We start from the raw sequence: 17,690 nt of genomic DNA, 5'->3' as shown, positions 1-17,690 counted from the left end.
GCACGGTGCAGCGAAGCTTTAGTCAGCATCAGGCGAAGTATTTCGCCAACTTCCTGACCCGGGAAGGCTTCGAGGACGGTGATGCGCTCACCCAATCCCTTTCTTCGGCACGTGTGGATCTCAACCCGCACCAGGTCGATGCGGCCATGTTCGCGCTCAGATCGCCATTGTCGAAAGGGGTCCTGCTTGCTGACGAAGTCGGCCTCGGCAAGACGATCGAGGCGGCCCTGGTCTTGAGCCAGTATTGGTGGAGTCGGCAACGGAACCTGCTTCTTGTCGTTCCGGCCTCGCTTCGCAAGCAGTGGGCAGCGGAGCTCATGGAAAAGTTCTCACTCCCTTCCGAAATCCTCGATTCCAAAAGGCTCAAGGAGATCAAGGCCGCTGGGCGTCCAAGCCCTATCGGTCGGGCGGAAGGCATCATCATCCTTTCCTACGAATTTGCAGCCCGGATGGCTGACGCAATCCGGATGGTCCCATGGCACCTGGTCGTGTTCGACGAAGCCCACAAACTCCGAAACGTCTACCGGGCCGCGGAAACCTCTCGGGCTGCCGTTCTGCGTGACGCGTTGGCCGGTCGACAAAAGCTCCTACTCACGGCCACACCACTCCAGAACAACCTGATGGAGCTGTTTGGGCTGATCAGCATCATCGACGATACCTATTTCGGCTCGGAACAGGCCTTCCGCGCCGAGTTCGGCGGTCGTGAAGAGGTCGCTTCGCAAGCACTGCTTGCGCGCCGCCTCGAGCCGATCTGCAAGCGGACGCTTCGGCGGCAGGTGCAGAAGGCCGGCCTGATCAACTATACCAACCGTCTGGCCAAGACCTTCGACTTCACGCCCGCCCGGCTGGAGACAGACCTCTATGACCTGATGTCGGCATACCTCCAGAGGACCGACACGATCGCACTCGGGCAGAACGGGCGGCACCTCGTGACGCTGATGCTGCGGAAGATCCTCGGATCGTCGTCCTTCGCCGTGGCCCAAACCCTCGACAAGATGGTCAAGCGACTACAGGGCAAGCTCATCGTCGATGACGAGACGCTCGACGATATCGACGGCTTCGCGGAAGAGGCGGAAGACTGGCGTGATGCGGGCGAGGGCGCCGAAGCGGATGCCGTCGAGGATCACGAGGACGACGCCATCGAGCGCATCGATCCCAAGAAGTTGCAGGCCGAGATCGACGAACTGACCCGCTATCGCGATTTGGCGATTTCCATCGCGGACAACGCGAAGGGCCGGGCGTTGCTCGAATGCCTGCCGCATGTCCTGACCGAAATCGTCGGCAAGGGTGGGCAGCGCAAGGCGGTGATCTTCACCGAGTCCGTCCGCACCCAGTCCTACCTGCGCGACCTGCTCGAGGCGAACGGCTTCCCCGGCCAGACAGTCGTTCTCAACGGCTCGAATTCCGACAAGGACAGCAACGCGATCTACAAAAAGTGGCTGGAAAGGCACCGCGGCACCGAAGCGGTTTCAGGCTCCAAGACCGCCGATATGAAGGCCGCCATCGTCGATGCTTTCCGCAATGACCGCACGATCCTGATCGCCACCGAGTCCGGGGCCGAGGGGATCAACCTTCAGTTCTGCTCCCTGCTGATCAACTACGACTTGCCCTGGAACCCTCAGCGGGTCGAGCAGCGGATCGGGCGCTGCCACCGCTACGGTCAAAAGATCGACGTCACCGTCATCAACTTCCTGAACCGCAAGAACCACGCCGAGGCGCGCATCCACCAGCTGCTGGAACAGAAGTTCAAGCTCTTCGAGGGGGTATTCGGGTCTTCGGATGAGGTCCTTGGCGCCATCGAGTCCGGCGTCGATATCGAGCGGCGCATTCTCGACATCGTCCAGTCATGCCGAACCAATGACGAGATCAATGCCGCCTTTGACCGCCTTCAGGCCGAATTCAGCGTCGAGATCGACGAGGCCAAGAAGGACGCGCGCAACAAGCTGCTCGCCGAGTTGGACGACCGGGTGATCGAACGCCTGCTGGGGCGGCGCGAGGCCGTGGTCTCTGCCATCGGCGATTTCAAGCGCGCGCTCCTTGGTCTCGCCCGGGCCGAACTGCCCGATGCTCGCTTTCATGACGACCACGCGCAGCGCTTCGACTACGAGGGTGAGACGTGGTCGACCGAATGGCCAGAGGCCGATGAACGGGGCTGGCGGTTCTTCCGCCTCGCCGATGGTGGCCTGGCTGATTGGCTGATCGCGCAGGCCAAGGACCGGCCGCTGGAACCCGCCTCCCTGCAGTTCGACTACGCGGCCTATCCCGGCAATCTGGCGGATGTGGCCGAACTGCGGGGGCAGTCTGGCTGGATGCGGGTCGCGCGGCTGACCCTGCACACCCCGGCCAAGACCTATGACGAGATCATCTGCGCCGCCTTCACCGACCAGGGCCATGAGGTTCATTCCGAAACGGTCGAGCGTCTGTTGCAGGTTCCGGCCGAGGTGACGGGGGCTGCATTCGGCGACATGCCCGACGCGCACCTGTCCGGCGTCATGGCGGAGCGGCAGACCCACGTGGTCGCCCGCGCGCAGGAGCGTCTGGGCGAGTTCCTGAACGAGGAGGAAGAACGCCTCGACGCCTGGCGCGACGATGCCAAGGTGTCCTTTGATCAGCAGATCAAAGCGCTGACCAAGGAAGCGAATGAGAAGAAGAAGCTGGCGCGGGCAACGTCAGGCCTTGAGGCCAAGCTGGAGCTGCAGCGCGAGGCCAAGCAGATCCAGCGGCAGGTCGACGACCTACAGCACCAGCTTTACACCCGCCTGCGCGAGATCGATGACGAGCGGGAGCGGATGCTGGACGAGATCGCCGATCAGTTGAACCTCACGCCCGCATTGACCACACTGTTTACAATTAGATGGAGCCTTGTCTGATGGCCACTAAGTCCAAGCTCGAACTCACCTGGATTGGCAAGGACATCCGCCCCCGGCTGGAACCGCGCATCCTGATCGAAGAGCCCGAGCTATCCTATCACGCCAAGGCCCGGCGCGATGGGGATATCTTCGACAACCTGCTGATCCAAGCCGACAATCTTCTTGCCCTGAAGGCACTGGAGGCTGACCCGCGGGTCGCGGGGAACGTAAAATGCATTTATATTGATCCGCCCTACAATACAGGATCAGCATTTGAGTACTACGACGATGGCTTGGAGCATTCGATTTGGCTTTCCCTAATGAGGGAGCGTGCATTCATCCTTCGCGACTTGCTGGCAGACGATGGCCTTTTCTTTGCCCAAATAGACGACAATGAATTTCCATACTTCGCGGTCATGCTCGACGAGGTTTTCGGTCGCGAAAATAGAATAAATGTAATTGCTGTTAAAATGAGTGAGGCTTCTGGGGTCAAGATGTCTCACGTGGACAAAAAACTGCCGAAACTCAAGGAGTATGTTCTTGTTTACCGAAAAAGATTTACGCCAAGGCTTTCCGTTGAGAATATTCCAATTGGCGATTGGAATGACGAATACAAAACTATTCTGCTTGGGCTTGATGAAGGGGACTTGACTGAACTAAAGGAAATCATCAACGCCGAGAACCGAGATCAGGCGGGTGTTGATAGGTGTAATGCGATACTTAAGAATGCGCGCACGGAGTCTCTGGCTCAGCATTTCAAGAGGTTAAATGTACCCACAAAGGAGCAAGTTCAGTATAAGTTCGATAATGCTTGGAGAATTATCCAGGCTGTCGGTTCTTCAAGCGTCCTCGCTTTGGCTAAATCTTTGCCTCGCTTGGATCAAGAGATTTCAGCAGGGCTTTCTGCTCGCGGCTTGGTATACTTGTATAAGTCGGACTTCGATCAAGATGCTAAGCAGCCTCGCATTCAGGTTATTTTTGCTGACGAGAATCTCATGCGAAATCCCGGTGATTTTTGGACTGATATCAAGACAACGGGCGGAGTTGGCCAAGAAGGTGGCGTGCTTTTTCCCAACGGAAAGAAGCCCGAAGCACTTATTCGGCGTATAATTGGAATGTGTACACAGCCTGGCGACCTTGTTCTCGACTCTTTCGCGGGCTCAGGCACGACCGGCGCGGTCGCCCACAAGATGGGCCGCCGCTGGATCATGGTCGAACTCGGCGACCATGCCAAAACCCACATTGTCCCCCGCCTGCAAAAGGTGATCGACGGCACCGACAAGGGCGGCGTGACCGAGGCCACGGCGTGGCGCGGCGGCGGTGGCTATCGCTTTGCGCGCCTTGCCCCTTCGCTGATGGAAAAGGACGCCTGGGGCAACTGGGTCATCCGCGCGGAATACAACCCGGCCATGCTGGCCGAGGCGATGTGCAAGCACTTCAACTACACCTACGCCCCCTCGACCGAGCATTTCTGGATGCACGGCCACAGTTCCGAGACGTCCTACATCTATGTCACCACCAACAGCCTGACCGGCGCCCAGCTGCGCGCCCTGTCCGACGAGGTGGGCGAACACCGCAGCCTGCTGATCTGCTGCTCGGCCTATGAAGAGGCGGGCACCAGTGCCCTGTCGAACCTGACCATCCGCAAGATCCCCGGCGCGGTGCTGGACCGCTGCGAATGGGGCAAGGACGATTATTCGCTCAAGATCAGTTCCCTGCCGATGATGCAGGAGGAGGAGGGGGAAGACGCAGGCCCGGCCCCGAGGCGCGCCAGCAAGGCCGACACGTCCACCGGCGACCTGTTCGCCGACGAGGCGGAGGGTTGAGGATGCAGAACGTCGACCCCAAGCGCGCCGTCATCCAGATCACCCAACGCCTGTCCCTGCGCAAACCGCAGGCCGAGGCCCTGCGGCGGCTGGACGATATCGTCGACCTGATCGTCCCGTCCAAGGAGACCGATGTCGCCGCCGCGCGCGATGCCGTGCGCCAGGTCTATGGCCCGATGTCTGACGCCCAGTTCGAGGATTTCGAGCGCGACTTCCCCTCGATCTGCTTCGCGCTGGCCACCGGCGTGGGCAAGACGCGGCTGATGGGGGCGTTCATCAGCTATCTCTACATGATCGGGAAGAGCCGGAACTTCTTCGTTCTGGCCCCGAACCTGACGATCTACGAAAAGCTCTTGGCCGATTTCCAGCCGACCAGCCCGAAATACGTGTTTCGCGGGATCGAGGCCTTCGCGCACCAGGCGCCGCTGATCGTCAACGCCGAGAACTACGAGGAAGGGCGCGGTGTTCGCGGCGCCGACCTGTTCGGCCGCGAAGGGGCGATCATCAACATCTTCAACATCTCGAAGATCAACTCCGAGGTGCGTGGCGGCAACGCGCCCCGGATCAAGCGCCTGCAGGAATACATCGGGGACAGCTACTTCGCCTATCTGTCTGGCCTCGACGACCTTGTGCTGCTGATGGACGAGGCGCATCGCTATCGAGCCTCGGCCGGGGCCAAGGCGATTGCCGAGTTGAAGCCGATCCTCGGCCTCGAGGTGACCGCGACGCCCAAGAGCGTCGGGGCGCGGTCCGCCGAGTTCAAGAATGTCGTCTATCGCTACGAACTGCCGGACGCGATGGAGGACGGCTACGTCAAGGAGCCCGCGGTCGGCACCCGCGCCAACTTCGACCCGAAGTCGGTCGATGACGCGACGCTGGAGCGGATCAAGCTTGAAGACGGCGTGAACTACCACGAACACGTCCGTGTCGCGCTCGAGACCTATGCCCTGCAACACCAGGCCCGCGTAGTGCGCCCGTTCATGCTGGTGGTGACCCAGGACACGACCCACGCCCGGCAAGTCAACGAGTTCGTCCAGTCCGACCGGTTCTTCGACGGGCGCTACAAGGGGCGCGTCATCGAGATCCACTCCAAGCTCACCGGCGAGGAAAGCGACGAGAACGCGCAGCGCCTGCTGAACATCGAAAAGAGCGGCGACACGGATATCGTCATCCATGTCAACAAGCTGAAGGAAGGGTGGGACGTAACCAACCTTTTCACCATCGTTCCGCTGCGCGCCTCGGCGTCGGAGATCCTGACGGAACAGACCCTCGGACGCGGCCTGCGGCTGCCCTATGGCAAGCGCACCGGGGTCGAAGTTGTCGATACCCTTACTGTCATCGCCCACGAGCGGTTCAATGAGCTGATCGAGAAGGCGAAGGAAGAAAACGGCGTCACGCGCAGACTGAAATCGGTGACGATCGGTGAAGGCGGCGATGTGCCAGCCTCTAAGCCGGTGATGGTGACCGCGCCGTCCCTTGTCGAGCAGATGGTCCTGCAAGCCGGTGCTGGCGCGCAGGCAGCGACAAGTCCGTCGGAAGCATCATCGGTGAAAGACGGCCTCGCAACAACGCCGAACAGCTTCCAGGCTCCGCCAGCGCCCACGTTCAAGTATGACAAGCCCGAGGAGATCGGGCTGGCAAAGACCGTCCTTAATGTCGTCCTGCCGCAGATCAGCAAGCAGGTGTCCTCGATCAAGGACCTCGAAGACCCTAAGGTCGTCCAGCGGATCGCAGAGGCTGCCATGGCTGCGCAGAAGTTCGATGAAGGTCTGTTCGCGACGGTGACACCCGAGCAGGCTACGGCCGTCACGGCTGAGGTGTGCAAGCAGTTCGTTCAGCGGACGATCGCCATCCCGATGTTGACCATTACGCCGGAACAGCAGGTTTCTTTCGGCTTCAGGCGTTTCGACGTCGACCTGAAGTCCTGGAACTTTCAGCCGCTTTCGCGTGAACTCCTGATCCAGATCCTCCGCACGGAGCAGAGAACAGTCATTTCGGGCGAAGCCGGAGGTGAGACCCCATCACGGCTGGAGGACTACATCGTCGCCAAGCTGATCGACGTGCCCGAGATCGACTACGACTCTCACGCGGCCATTCTCTATGATCTTGCAGGCCAGGTGGTCGCCCACTTCCGGGCGAAGCACTCCGACGACGAGCAGGTCCGGTCGATCCTTCAGGGCCATGCGCGCCAGATCTCAGAAGCCCTCGTTGCCCAAATGAAACTCAACATGTGGAGGGAGCAGACCACCTATCGCGTCACGCGGGTGTCCGCTTTCGATCAACTGAAGCCGCAGACGTTCGATGGCAGCGGAAAAGACGCGATGCGCGATTTTCGCAGTCCGCCTGAACGCCTGAGCGACATGAAGCGGTTCATTTTCGTCGGCTTCGCGAAGTCCTGCTACAACATGGCAAAGTTCGACTCCGACCCCGAACGTCGGATGGCGGTCATTCTGGAGCAGGACCCCTCCGTGCAGCTCTGGATGAAGCCGGGGCCGAACCAGTTCAGAATCTATGACGAAGATAACGCTTCATATCAGCCTGATTTCGTCGTCGAGACCAAGACCGACAAGCTTATCATTGAGACGAAGCGAGCGTCAGAAATGACCAATGCGCAGGTTGTCAGAAAGGCCGATGCCGCCGCCCTGTGGTGCCACATTGCAAACCGCGCCAATGGACGAAATGCTGGCGATAAACCTTGGTCTTACCTGCTTGTGCCCGAAACCGCTGTGCTGCCGAACGCCACGATCAGCGGATTGATGGCTACGCACACCCGGTCGGTCGATGCTGACCTCTTGTCCAGGTACTCCCTGCAAGACGAAAGTCAGTTTTCCAAGAGTGAGACTGCATAGACAGCATGATCCACTGGAGCAGCGCAACATTGCCATGTTCCTTTGGATTTACTGACCTTCTATTCGGTTGATCATCCGCCCAAAAAAATCTTGCCCGCCGCCGGGAACGCAAGGAAGCCATGTCCAATCTGACCACCCCGCCGCGCGCCATCTTTCGGCAGATCCAAGCAAACCTGAAAGATAGGTACTCCTCGGGGTTTCCTGTGCTGAAGGAACTCATACAGAACGCCGAAGACGCGAAAGCCGGAATGATCCGTTTTGTCGCGCATGAGGGTTGGCCCGAGGCGGATAATCCGCTTTTGAGGGTGCCCGGTTTGCTGGTGTCAAACGATGGCTCGTTTACCGAGAGGGACGGTCGCGGCATCCTTTCCTTCGCTGACAGCGCCAAAGGAGATGATTCAGGGACCATTGGCCGTTTCGGGTTTGGCCAGAAAGCGGTTTTTCATCTATGTGATGCCTTCATCGTTCATGCCTTCGGGCATACGATCCCGTTCTCCGAAGTCGTGAACCCTTGTCTGGGGGTGATCGAAAACACCAAGGCCAAAACATGGGACACGATAGGCCCAACGGATCTTTCCAAGCTTGTTGCCGCATGCTTGGGGATCAATCGAGGCTTGCTGCTCTGGCTTCCTTTGCGGCACGACGACATTCTGCCTGCGCCGAAACTCACCTTCATCGACAACAGACCACAGATCGAGGAACTGATATCGGGGTTTCTTGAAAACCGTGCTGAGCTGCATCTGACGCTCGCAGGGCTGCGTCATCTCAACCGGATCGAGCTTTGGCGGGATACCAAACAGATCGTCGGTCTTGGCCGCGCCCCCGACGCGCAGCGGATGCGCGGCTTTGATCCTGCCGGAGAACTGCGAGCAATCGGCTTCAAGGGAGTGATCAACGAGCAAGGTGCTGCAGCGTCAACCTATGTTGGGCGCGAGGTTTCCGGTGCCCAGGTTAAGCTCGATGCTCTTCGGAACTCAGAGCGTTGGCCGCAATCTCCCGTCTTCACCGAGGCTGGCGAGGAGATACTTCCCGAAAAGGCCGAGGTGCATGCCGCAGTCGTCCTGACTGATCGAGCTAGCGGAACGGAAACCTTGGTCGACTGGGCTGTGTTCCTGCCAGTAGCAAATGCGGCCAGACTTCGTTCAGATCGGAGTTCTGTGCGATTGATGCTGCACGGGTATTTCTTCGTCGACTCGGGCCGCCGGTTCATCGAGGGTTTCGATGCTTCGAGTGCCGCCCCGGCCACGGTGCAAAGCGAATGGAACGCTCTGCTGCGGGACGAGGTTCTTTTGCCTCTTGTTCCGATGGTGATCTTTGACGCCTTTAAGGAAGGTGTGCTTTCGGATGACGACTTGGCCGGGTTGCTGCAAGCGCTCCTGCGCAGTGACTTTGGCCGAACACACCGCAGCGCCATTGCGGCGGAATATGCGCTTGCACCAGTACTGGAGGAGGCCGAGGGCAAGATCACGGCGACCTGGAATCTGCTTCGGGCGGACGCCTCGCTGAGATGGATGCCGGCCGCCAATTCGCGCGGCCGGTTCACCTGTGCAGAGATCCTGCCGGGCCTCACGGACTGGGCGCGAGGGCGTGGGCTCTTACTGGTGGTGCGTCCTGCTGCACTCAGCGAGCGTGACCTTGGTTGGCATCCTGACGAGATCGAAGAGTTGCTCGGGCAACTTTCACCTCGGGTGTTCTTGCAGGGCGGGAACGCGGTTGCTCTGGCGGAGCTACTGGATGTCGTCGTTGGGCAGGATGAGCACTTGCGACAGGCTGCCGCGCCGATCCTGTTGGGCCTGCTTCGCAAGGGATTGCTGGGAAACACGAGCCTCGCCAATGAGGACCATCTTCGCGCCATCCTTGGATTCCTGCCACCGGATCAGGTCATCGGACTTCCAAAATCAGCGGGTCGCTCGCGCCGCATCCTGCGCAGCCTCGCCGAGGCGCGCGATGGTCCGCTTTGCCTTTCTGAGGAACTGTTACCCGATGCGGCGATGCGGCAAAGCATCAGCACAGCCGAGGCGACCGCGCTCTTGCACGGGATTGCACCACTTCTTGAGAGCGGCGGCGATCATGAGGTAGCCGGTGCGGCAGCCCTCTGCATTGTCCGTCTTCTTGGACGGCAGCTGGCCGCGTTCCTCGATGATCCGGCCTGCCGACGACTGCATATCCTGCGGGCCACGAACGGCAGTGGACTTGCCACACTTGTCAGCCTGAGCGATCTCGTCGCCGCGTCACGGGAGCGACGTTTGTTTCGGGACAGTCCGCAGGCGCAGCAATTGGTAAAAGCGCTTTACGAAGCGGCACCGGAGAGAGGGGCCCTGATCATCCGCAAGGTCGAGGCTGACCTGCTTGATGCCATCGGCCACCCCTTCAGCTTTACCGATGCTACGCCAGAGAACGTCGCCGGGCTGATCGTCGGGTCTGGTGTCTTCGGCCCAGCGAGCGCGCGTGGTCGATATCTTCAGAAGCACTTCACAGAAGCACCAGAAGCGCGCCGAGCCATGCGAAGCATGGTGGTGGGCCAGATCTGTGATGACCATACCCGGCTATGTGCACTTGCCGATGGCATGGGCCCGGTTGCCGAGCTCGCGGCTAACCTCGTCGCCGACGAAAGTCACAGCCTGCTTGTGGACCGTGAAATTCTGAATGGCCTAAACGGACACCAACTGCAGCACGTCAAGATTGCCCAGGTCGATGGGGCCGAGCTAGGAGAGCTTCTCCACCGAAACATCGACAAGCTGCGCTCGCCGCCTTTGCACGACGAGACCGTGCTAGCCTTGCTACGATCCGACATCCCCGATGAGTACTTGCGAAACCTGCCGATCTTTCCTTCAAAGGATGGGCACAAGCTGACGGCTTCAGAGATCTGGTGGATCAGTGGAGATTTTCCCGTCCCACCTGCTCTGTCTAGGCATGCGCCAATTCTGCGGCGCCTTAACCAAGCCCCAAGCGACGCTCGCATGGAGCGGCTTGTCTCGCCTTGGACTCCCGCATCGCTGATAGAACTCGCACTGCGTCAATCAAACCCACAGTCTTTCGCCCACGAAATTCTTGGGGCGCTTGCAACAGATGCCTCCTCCCTGCCGCCTGCAATCCATACGACGAAGTGGCTCACGGACCGGCGCGGAGACCTCTGGGCACCGGATGAGATTCTGGATCTTGAACCGGACATTCTGAACGCGGCTCGGCAGTCTTTGGCGAAGAAAGGCGATCTGTCCTTTTTGCCAATTGACGAACTGGCGCCTGAAACGTGCGATCCGGATGCCCAGAGAATTCTCCGCAATTGTCGGGTCATTCCGGACAAGGTTGGTTCTTTGGAGCGGCTGATGTTGCTGATCGAGGACGCACGGCCCGTGGCGATAATGGGCGAGTGCTCGCAGGTCGCATCTGAGCTGGGGCTCATCGCAAAGCAGGGTGTGGACGTCGGCCTCCCGGGCTGGCCGCTCCTTGCCGCGCTTCTGCGCCTGTCTGACCGCCCCGCAGAAGATCTCCTGCGGGCCTTTGACCCCGTCAGGCATGGCGATTGCCAGAGCGCAGCGCAATTCCTGTCTGCTCTGGAAGGCTTGATTGATGACCCGAAGAAGGGCGCTGCCACCTGGTCTGTCTATCGGGCAGCCTTCAAGGACCTTGCGCAGTGGGAGGATTCTGATCGTAAAGCAGTCTTCAAGCTTATCCGGGTGCGCACTGAGGCCAATACATGGGTGGACGCGTCTGCCGTCGCCCACACTGGCGGAGGGATTGTCTCCACGCACTTGTTGCATCGCGAACTGAGTGGCTACTTGCCGACACCGGCCTCTCAGAGCGAAACGAGCAACCAACGTCGCATGGAAAACGGCAAAGAGCTTGACGGGCAAAGTCCCGAAAAGCTGTTGGCGGCATCGGCAACCAGTCTAAAGCCGATCCTGGAATTCGCGCGGCCGCATGTGCCATCAGATCTCCTGCTGCTTCTTGTCGGGCTGGTCGGGCGAACCGACCCCTTCCGCGCCGTTGCGCGGCAAAGCCTTTCAGTGAGCGAACATGATATAGCCCGCATCTGGAGCAGAATTGACAGTGACGTCGCTCTGCACTTCCAACCAGAGACCTTTGGACAGAAATTTGAAGACAAGCGTCTTTCGCGGTTCGTGCAATTCCAATCACTTACGGTGCCACCTTCTGAAATCTCGACCGAGACACTTACCGGAACTATTGCGAACCTCCCGACGGGTGAGGTCAAACCTCTGGGCGTCCTTGGGAACGTCCATGTCGGCTGGAAGAACTTTTGGCACAACAAGCAGCTTATCGCTGCGCGAACGCTCCAGATCGCGGCTTTCTCCGGGACGGCGGTTACATCTGCTGATGTGAAAATGCTGTGCCTGACCTTGGCAGAAGTCTTCATCGGCTACCGCAAAGAGCAGGCAGCTTGCCTAGAAGCGCTCGACCGTCTTGCCGACGAATGTGATCGGCTGGATCAGGCCACAGTCGATGCCGCGAGGGCCGAACTTGAAGATCGCTTGCCGCAGGTCCTGGACGAATTGAGACCTCAGAATGGGTCCGGGCTCTGGGAGGCTCGAAAAGCCTACAGGGACAGGATCGATTCCCATCCTGCCGGAAAGAGGCAAGAAGAAGCCCGACCGGCCGCAAAGCGTGAGCTATGGGAAAAGGTTGCATCCCCGAAGAAGGCTGACGAACTCCTCATCGCCATACGACAGCGGATCAAGGATTATGGTTATGATCCTTCCCGTGTGCTCTTCGAGCTATTCCAGAACGCTGATGATGCGACCCATCAGCATCCAGTCTCTACGGAGGGGCGGTTTCGTCTAGAATATGGCGATGACCGGTTGGCCGTCAGCCATTGGGGGCGGTTGATCAACCACCCAGGCCCGAATGTTGACGAAGGGATAAAAAAGGGCTGGCGCAATGATCTCTTCAACATGCTGTTGATGAATCTTTCGGAAAAGCGCGAGGACGTGACTGGCCGTTTCGGTCTGGGGTTCAAAAGTGTGCACCTTCTTTCGAGGCGGGTGTCGATCGCAAGCCATTTCGTGTCCTGCCGGATCAAGGGCGGTATGCTGCCAGAAGCATGGGCTGAGGGCCGTGAGCTGTCGGTGAGGCGGAGCGCTCATGGGCGGCCGGCAACGGTGATCGAAGTTGAGATAGATCCTGAGGGCCACGAGGATGTAGGACGGGCGCTAGCTGATTTCACGCAGGCGGCGCCGTGGTTGCCAGCGATGAGCCGATCGGTCCGACATATCGAGATCGACGGTTCCGGAGACTGGTCTGCAGAGTTCTGCGAACTGGATGCGCAGCGGATCAGGCTGGTATCGTTCGGTGGGCGCGGTTTCGGCCATGCGCTCGCTCTCGACCTTGGCGAAGAGACAACTCTGTTCCTGCCACTGGACATGCAGGGACCAGTAGCCGCGCCCGAGGGCTTGCCGCGTCTGTGGCTGCTGGCGCCGCTTGCAGAGGTGCTTTCCGTTGGCTGGCTGATGAACGGGAGACGCTTTCGGGTTGATCCGGGCCGCGGTCGCCTGGCTGGTAGCGAAACCGAGCGCCAAGGGATGTTTGCCGAGTTTGGACGCACTCTCGGTCTGCGGCTTGTGGAGCTTCATGATCTGGTTACGCATCATTGGGCTGTTTTGGCCGAACGCGCTGGGTTGTCGGACAGGTCAGAGGATCGTGGCCCACAAGGTTTCTTACGATCGCTCGACCGACTGTTCGCCAAAGATCAAGGCGACCCGCTTGCTAGCCAACTGCATGGGAAGGATCGCGGTTTTGGCAGGCTGATAGCGGAGCGTTCTGCACTGGCCACGGGTCTGCCCATGCCCTTTAGCCCTTTTCTGAGGGCTCATGAAGCTCGCTTCGTAATGATGGGGGCGATAGCTGATCGTAAACTGCTCGCCTCGCTGAATGACTGGCAGGCAATGAGTGTGATCGGCGGCGCTGCCATAGCAGAGGAGGTTGCCGACCGGATTGAAAGCTTGGGCTTTGATCGTCCGAGATCATTCAAGCTGGTCGATCTGTTACGCCACGAGATCGGCGCGGAAAAACGCGCCGCACCTGATCTCGCGCAACGTCTTGGGAGGCTCGTCGATGACGATCTGGTAAAGTCTTTGGACAAGCAGGAAGAAGGCGAACTCTTGGAGTTTCTATCGTCCCTGTTGTTCAAGATGAGTGACGGGAGGTGGCACACGGCAGCCTTGCCCCCGCAAAATGCCACGGACGGGGATGAGGAGGAACGGCGCGTTCTGGGGTTTGCACCTTCTAAGCACCTTGCAGATCGTGATTATGATGGCGCCGCACTGACTTTCTACCGCCTTGCAATGCGCCAAAGCGGCTTTCAGCGCGGACCAATCGCGCTCGCGCAGTGGGCCAAGCTTGCCAGTGACGATGCCCTGCAGTGCGCTGTTCTATCTTACATCCTCGAGGGCAGGCATGGCAGAGAACTGGGGCAATTGTTGGCGGATGATCGCCCCGGTTGGCTCCCAAATACATCGGACGAATTTCGCGCCTGCCCGCTTGGGAAATCAGTTGCTCCCGAAGAATTGCCAGAATTGCTCGGAATCCTCTACCCCATTGAACAGCGCCTTCTTTGGTCCGGTGGGGTTCAACCCGAGGCTGAACATAAACCAACCGACTCTCAAGCATTTCTTCGACGGCTTCACGACTGGTGGCAAGAGAACCACCAGAAGGAACGGATGACCTACGAGGCAAGGGTCTATCCGCATGGCTTCCACCCGCGTAACCTGGCAGCGCAGGATGTTGCATCCCGGCGTGAGGACTGGTTCACGTTTTTTGCGCTGGCGATCTTTCGCACTCTGGGCCGGGCTCCGGAGGGCGCGCATCGCAGCTTTGTCACTAGAGCGAGGCAAACGGGCTGGTGGCAGGAAATGGCCGAGGCTAAACTGCCTAACGACCCCAGCCCATGGCTGCTCAGGCTTGAAGATTTCGCTCGCGCCGACGCGTGGCGAATTGATTATCCTCAGTGGCGTCGGGCTTTGGCTGACCTTTACGTTCTGGCACGCTGGCTTCCTGATTACATCGATGCCTACCGTAACCTGCCAAAGGTTTTACAAACTCAAAAGGTGATCTCGCTAAAAGAAGTGTGGAAGTTGAGCGCATCGCCGATCTGGCAAAGGCGGGGACTTGAAGGCGCACCGCTGACGCAGAGTCTGGGACTTGGGGCCAACTGGTTGATCCGGGAAGGCCTCCGCGCCGGTCTGTGGGGTGAGGATGAACGAAATTGTCTCTATCCCTATGGCTGGGCAGCCTCTGATCGCGTCCGCAGATTGTGTCGCAGCGAGCTTGACCTTGACTTGGGGGAGGCCGGGGACATGGACCAGACCCGTGAGATCTACGGTATTGTAAAAGATCACCTCGGCCCTGACGACGCAGGTTTCTTTGGCGATCTGGATTTGCCAATGCAGATCATCAGCGATGGGCGGCATGAGCAACAATTGCTGATGATCTCTGCAAGACACGGTTTCCTTGGAAGTGATTACGGCGTTCTGGACGACGACCTCATGGTGACGAACTATGACGAAGCTTGAAGCGGATCAGCTGGTTCGCCATCACGTACATGGCGAGGGGTTTGTAGTGGCCGACCTCGGCCCTACGGTGCTGGCCCGGTTCGGCACAGCCATCCATCAGGTCGAGCGCGAGAGTATCAGCCTTCAGCGCTCTCTCGAAACTGCGTTGCTGGGCGGCCAGATGGATGACAGTCGCGCTGTTCTCTGCAGGGCGCAGGCATTGGCCATCGCTTCGGTGAACGATCAATGGGGAGTGTTTTCGCGTTCCCGAGTCCAATTGCTGCCGCACCAGCTTTGGGTGTGCCGACAAGTAACGCGCGCATGGCCAATTCGCTGGCTGGTTGCAGACGATGTCGGGCTTGGCAAGACGATCGAAGCCGGGCTGATCCTTGAGCCGTTGATCGCATCCGGCAGAGTGAGGCGTGTACTGGTTCTTGCGCCAGCACGGCTGGTTCCGCAGTGGCGGGCCCGAATGAAATCGATGTTCGATATCCGTCTGCAGGAGTTTACTGCGGACAGTGACCGAGGTCGTCTCAGTTTCTGGGAAACCGCGCACCAGGTGGTTGCGTCCTTCCACACTCTGCGCATGGAGAAGCCCCGCAAACGCCTGCTGCAAGCCGAGCCGTGGGACTTGGTCATCGTGGACGAAGCGCATCACTTCCAGGCGCAGGAGCGGGCAGCTACTCTGACCTACGGTTTGCTGCGCGAACTCCAGGATGCTGGTCGGATCGATTCACTGGTCTTGTTCACCGGCACGCCACACAGGGGCAAGGACTTCGGCTTTCTGGCACTCATGCAGCTCGTGCGGCCCGATCTTTTCGATCCGGAAAAAGAAATGAAGGAGCAGCTTTCGGCTCTGCCGAATGCAATGATCCGAAATAACAAAGCACTGGTGACTGATCTCGACGGGAACAAGCTGTTTCGCCCGGTGGTAACCCGCTCCATTGACTACGGGTTTTCTGAAGCTGAGGCTGCATTCTATCATACAATGAGCGAATTCATCATCGATGGACGAGCCTATGCAGCAAGTCTTTCCGGCCGCCAGCAGACCGCCCGGATGCTCTTGCTGATCGCCCTGCAAAAGCTTGCGGCCAGCTCAATTGCCGCAATCACTCGGGCTTTGCGGCGCAGGCGAGCTATGCTGGCAAACACCCTTCTGGATGCAACGCCTCGTGACATCAGCGAACCTGAGACTTTCGACGAAATCGCTGAGGCCGAGGAAGCCCGTCCGAGCGAGACCGCAGTCTTGCTGATGCAGGATGAGATTGCCCGCCTCGACGAGATTTTGGCTCTCTCGACCGAGATTGACCGCGAAACAAAGATTGCAACGCTGCTCGACCTGATCGAACGTGATCTCCCTGAAGGTGAGCCCCTGCTCTTGTTTACGGAGTACAAGGCGACGCAAGCACTTGTTCATGAGGCGCTCGAGGCGCGTTTCGGAAAAGGCTGCGTTGGCTTCATCAATGGTGACGAGCGTCTAGTTGTCTCCTCGGCCGCAGGCACTGAAACGGCACTCGTGCTGTCACGCGACGCTGCTGCTGAAGATTTCAACGCAGGTCGGACCCGCTTTCTGATTTCCACCGAGGCCGGCGGCGAAGGCATCGACCTGCAGGAACGCTGTGCCGTGCTGGTTCACATCGACATGCCATGGAACCCAATGCGATTGCATCAACGCGTTGGCCGGCTGAATCGTTACGGTCAGAAGCGTGCGGTAAGTGTCTTCTTGCTGCGTAACCCAGAAACGGTGGAAGCAAGGATATGGTCTCTCCTACAGGAGAAACTTGCGCGGATTCAGGAAACCCTTTCCGCTTCAATGGATGATCCAGAGGACATCTCCCAGCTGGTCATCGGGATGGCTGGGAGCCAGTTCTTTGATGATATCTATTCACAAGGTTCTATGCGCAGCGGTAGTGGCCTTGCAGGCTGGTTTGACCAGAGTACTCAGCAGTTTGGCGGGCGTGATGCCGTTGAGACAGTGCGGGCAATGCTCGGGAATGTCGCTCGATACGATTTTCAGTCGGCAGGGGCGGAAATTCCCAAACTCGACCTTCCTGCATTGGAACCTTTCTTCCGCAACGCCATGGCGCTGGCAGGCCGTCGTGTTACGAAAGGCGACGAGGGCCTTTCAGTCGCCACACCTGAGGCTTGGCGAGGGAGCATCGAGCTACGCGACAGGTACGACGCACTCACCTTTGATCGCTTTATGCGCTCGGACCATTCCCTAACCAGGCTTGTTGGCGTTGGCCATCCTTTGCTTGATCGCGCAATATCGCGCAGCATTGATCAGCCGGTGTTCCTGTCGCGTGCTCGCGGCATTTCAGCGCCACTTCTTGTAGCGCAAGTCGAGGACGAGATCACCGGCACTGGCGCTACAGTGCATAGGATCGTTGTTGGAATCCACGGGACCGGAGATAAGGCCGTGGCGCTCCGCGATTGGGAGCTCCTGATGCGACTCAATGAGCTGGAGCCCATAGAGAATGCCGAACATTCACCCAGCCCTGCTGAGTATGCGGCTCTGGATGAGTTGTGCGAGAAACTTGCGGCTACCGTCCTGGTTTCAGACCTTCCATTCAGGCGTCCCAAGCTTAGACGAATCATCGCACTCTTCCCGGAGCGCCAGTCGATCGACGGGTCTTCGATCAAACCATGAATGCACGAAGT

The 17,690-nt window shown here is 59.1% G+C and carries 5 protein-coding genes; all 5 read left to right on the top strand.

Annotated features, from left to right (window positions below; genetic code table 11):
* Nucleotides 1–5: 5 nt before the first annotated feature.
* The 5 genes from AQY21_RS14240 (at nt 6) to AQY21_RS14220 (ending at nt 17,679) form a co-directional block, all read left to right on the top strand.
* Nucleotides 6–2,870, top strand: a complete 2,865-nt coding sequence (locus AQY21_RS14240) for an SNF2-related protein (RefSeq protein WP_058098296.1) — start codon at nt 6–8, stop codon at nt 2,868–2,870.
* Entirely contained in the window at nt 2,870–4,675 is a 1,806-nt protein-coding gene (locus AQY21_RS27190) for a site-specific DNA-methyltransferase (protein ID WP_065169934.1), read from the top strand. Before AQY21_RS14240 ends, AQY21_RS27190 begins: the two co-directional genes overlap by 1 nt.
* Before the next feature lie 2 nt (nt 4,676–4,677).
* Nucleotides 4,678–7,524: a DEAD/DEAH box helicase family protein gene (locus AQY21_RS14230; RefSeq protein WP_058098294.1), complete on the top strand. Its 2,847-nt coding sequence runs from the start codon at nt 4,678–4,680 to the stop codon at nt 7,522–7,524.
* 119 nt (nt 7,525–7,643) lie between these two features.
* Nucleotides 7,644–15,050: a sacsin N-terminal ATP-binding-like domain-containing protein gene (locus AQY21_RS14225; RefSeq protein ID WP_058098293.1), complete on the top strand. Its 7,407-nt coding sequence runs from the start codon at nt 7,644–7,646 to the stop codon at nt 15,048–15,050.
* The gene (locus AQY21_RS14220) at nt 15,037–17,679 is read left to right on the top strand and encodes a DEAD/DEAH box helicase (RefSeq protein WP_058098292.1); all 2,643 of its coding nucleotides are present in this window, start codon (nt 15,037–15,039) and stop codon (nt 17,677–17,679) included. The genes AQY21_RS14225 and AQY21_RS14220 overlap by 14 nt, the downstream gene beginning before the upstream one ends.
* Nucleotides 17,680–17,690 lie beyond the last annotated feature (11 nt).

Source organism: Paracoccus sp. MKU1, assembly GCF_001447385.1.
Lineage (GTDB): Bacteria > Pseudomonadota > Alphaproteobacteria > Rhodobacterales > Rhodobacteraceae > Paracoccus.
The sequence above is the reverse complement of the archived record's forward strand: the minus strand, read 5'-3'. Positions and strand labels throughout refer to the sequence as shown.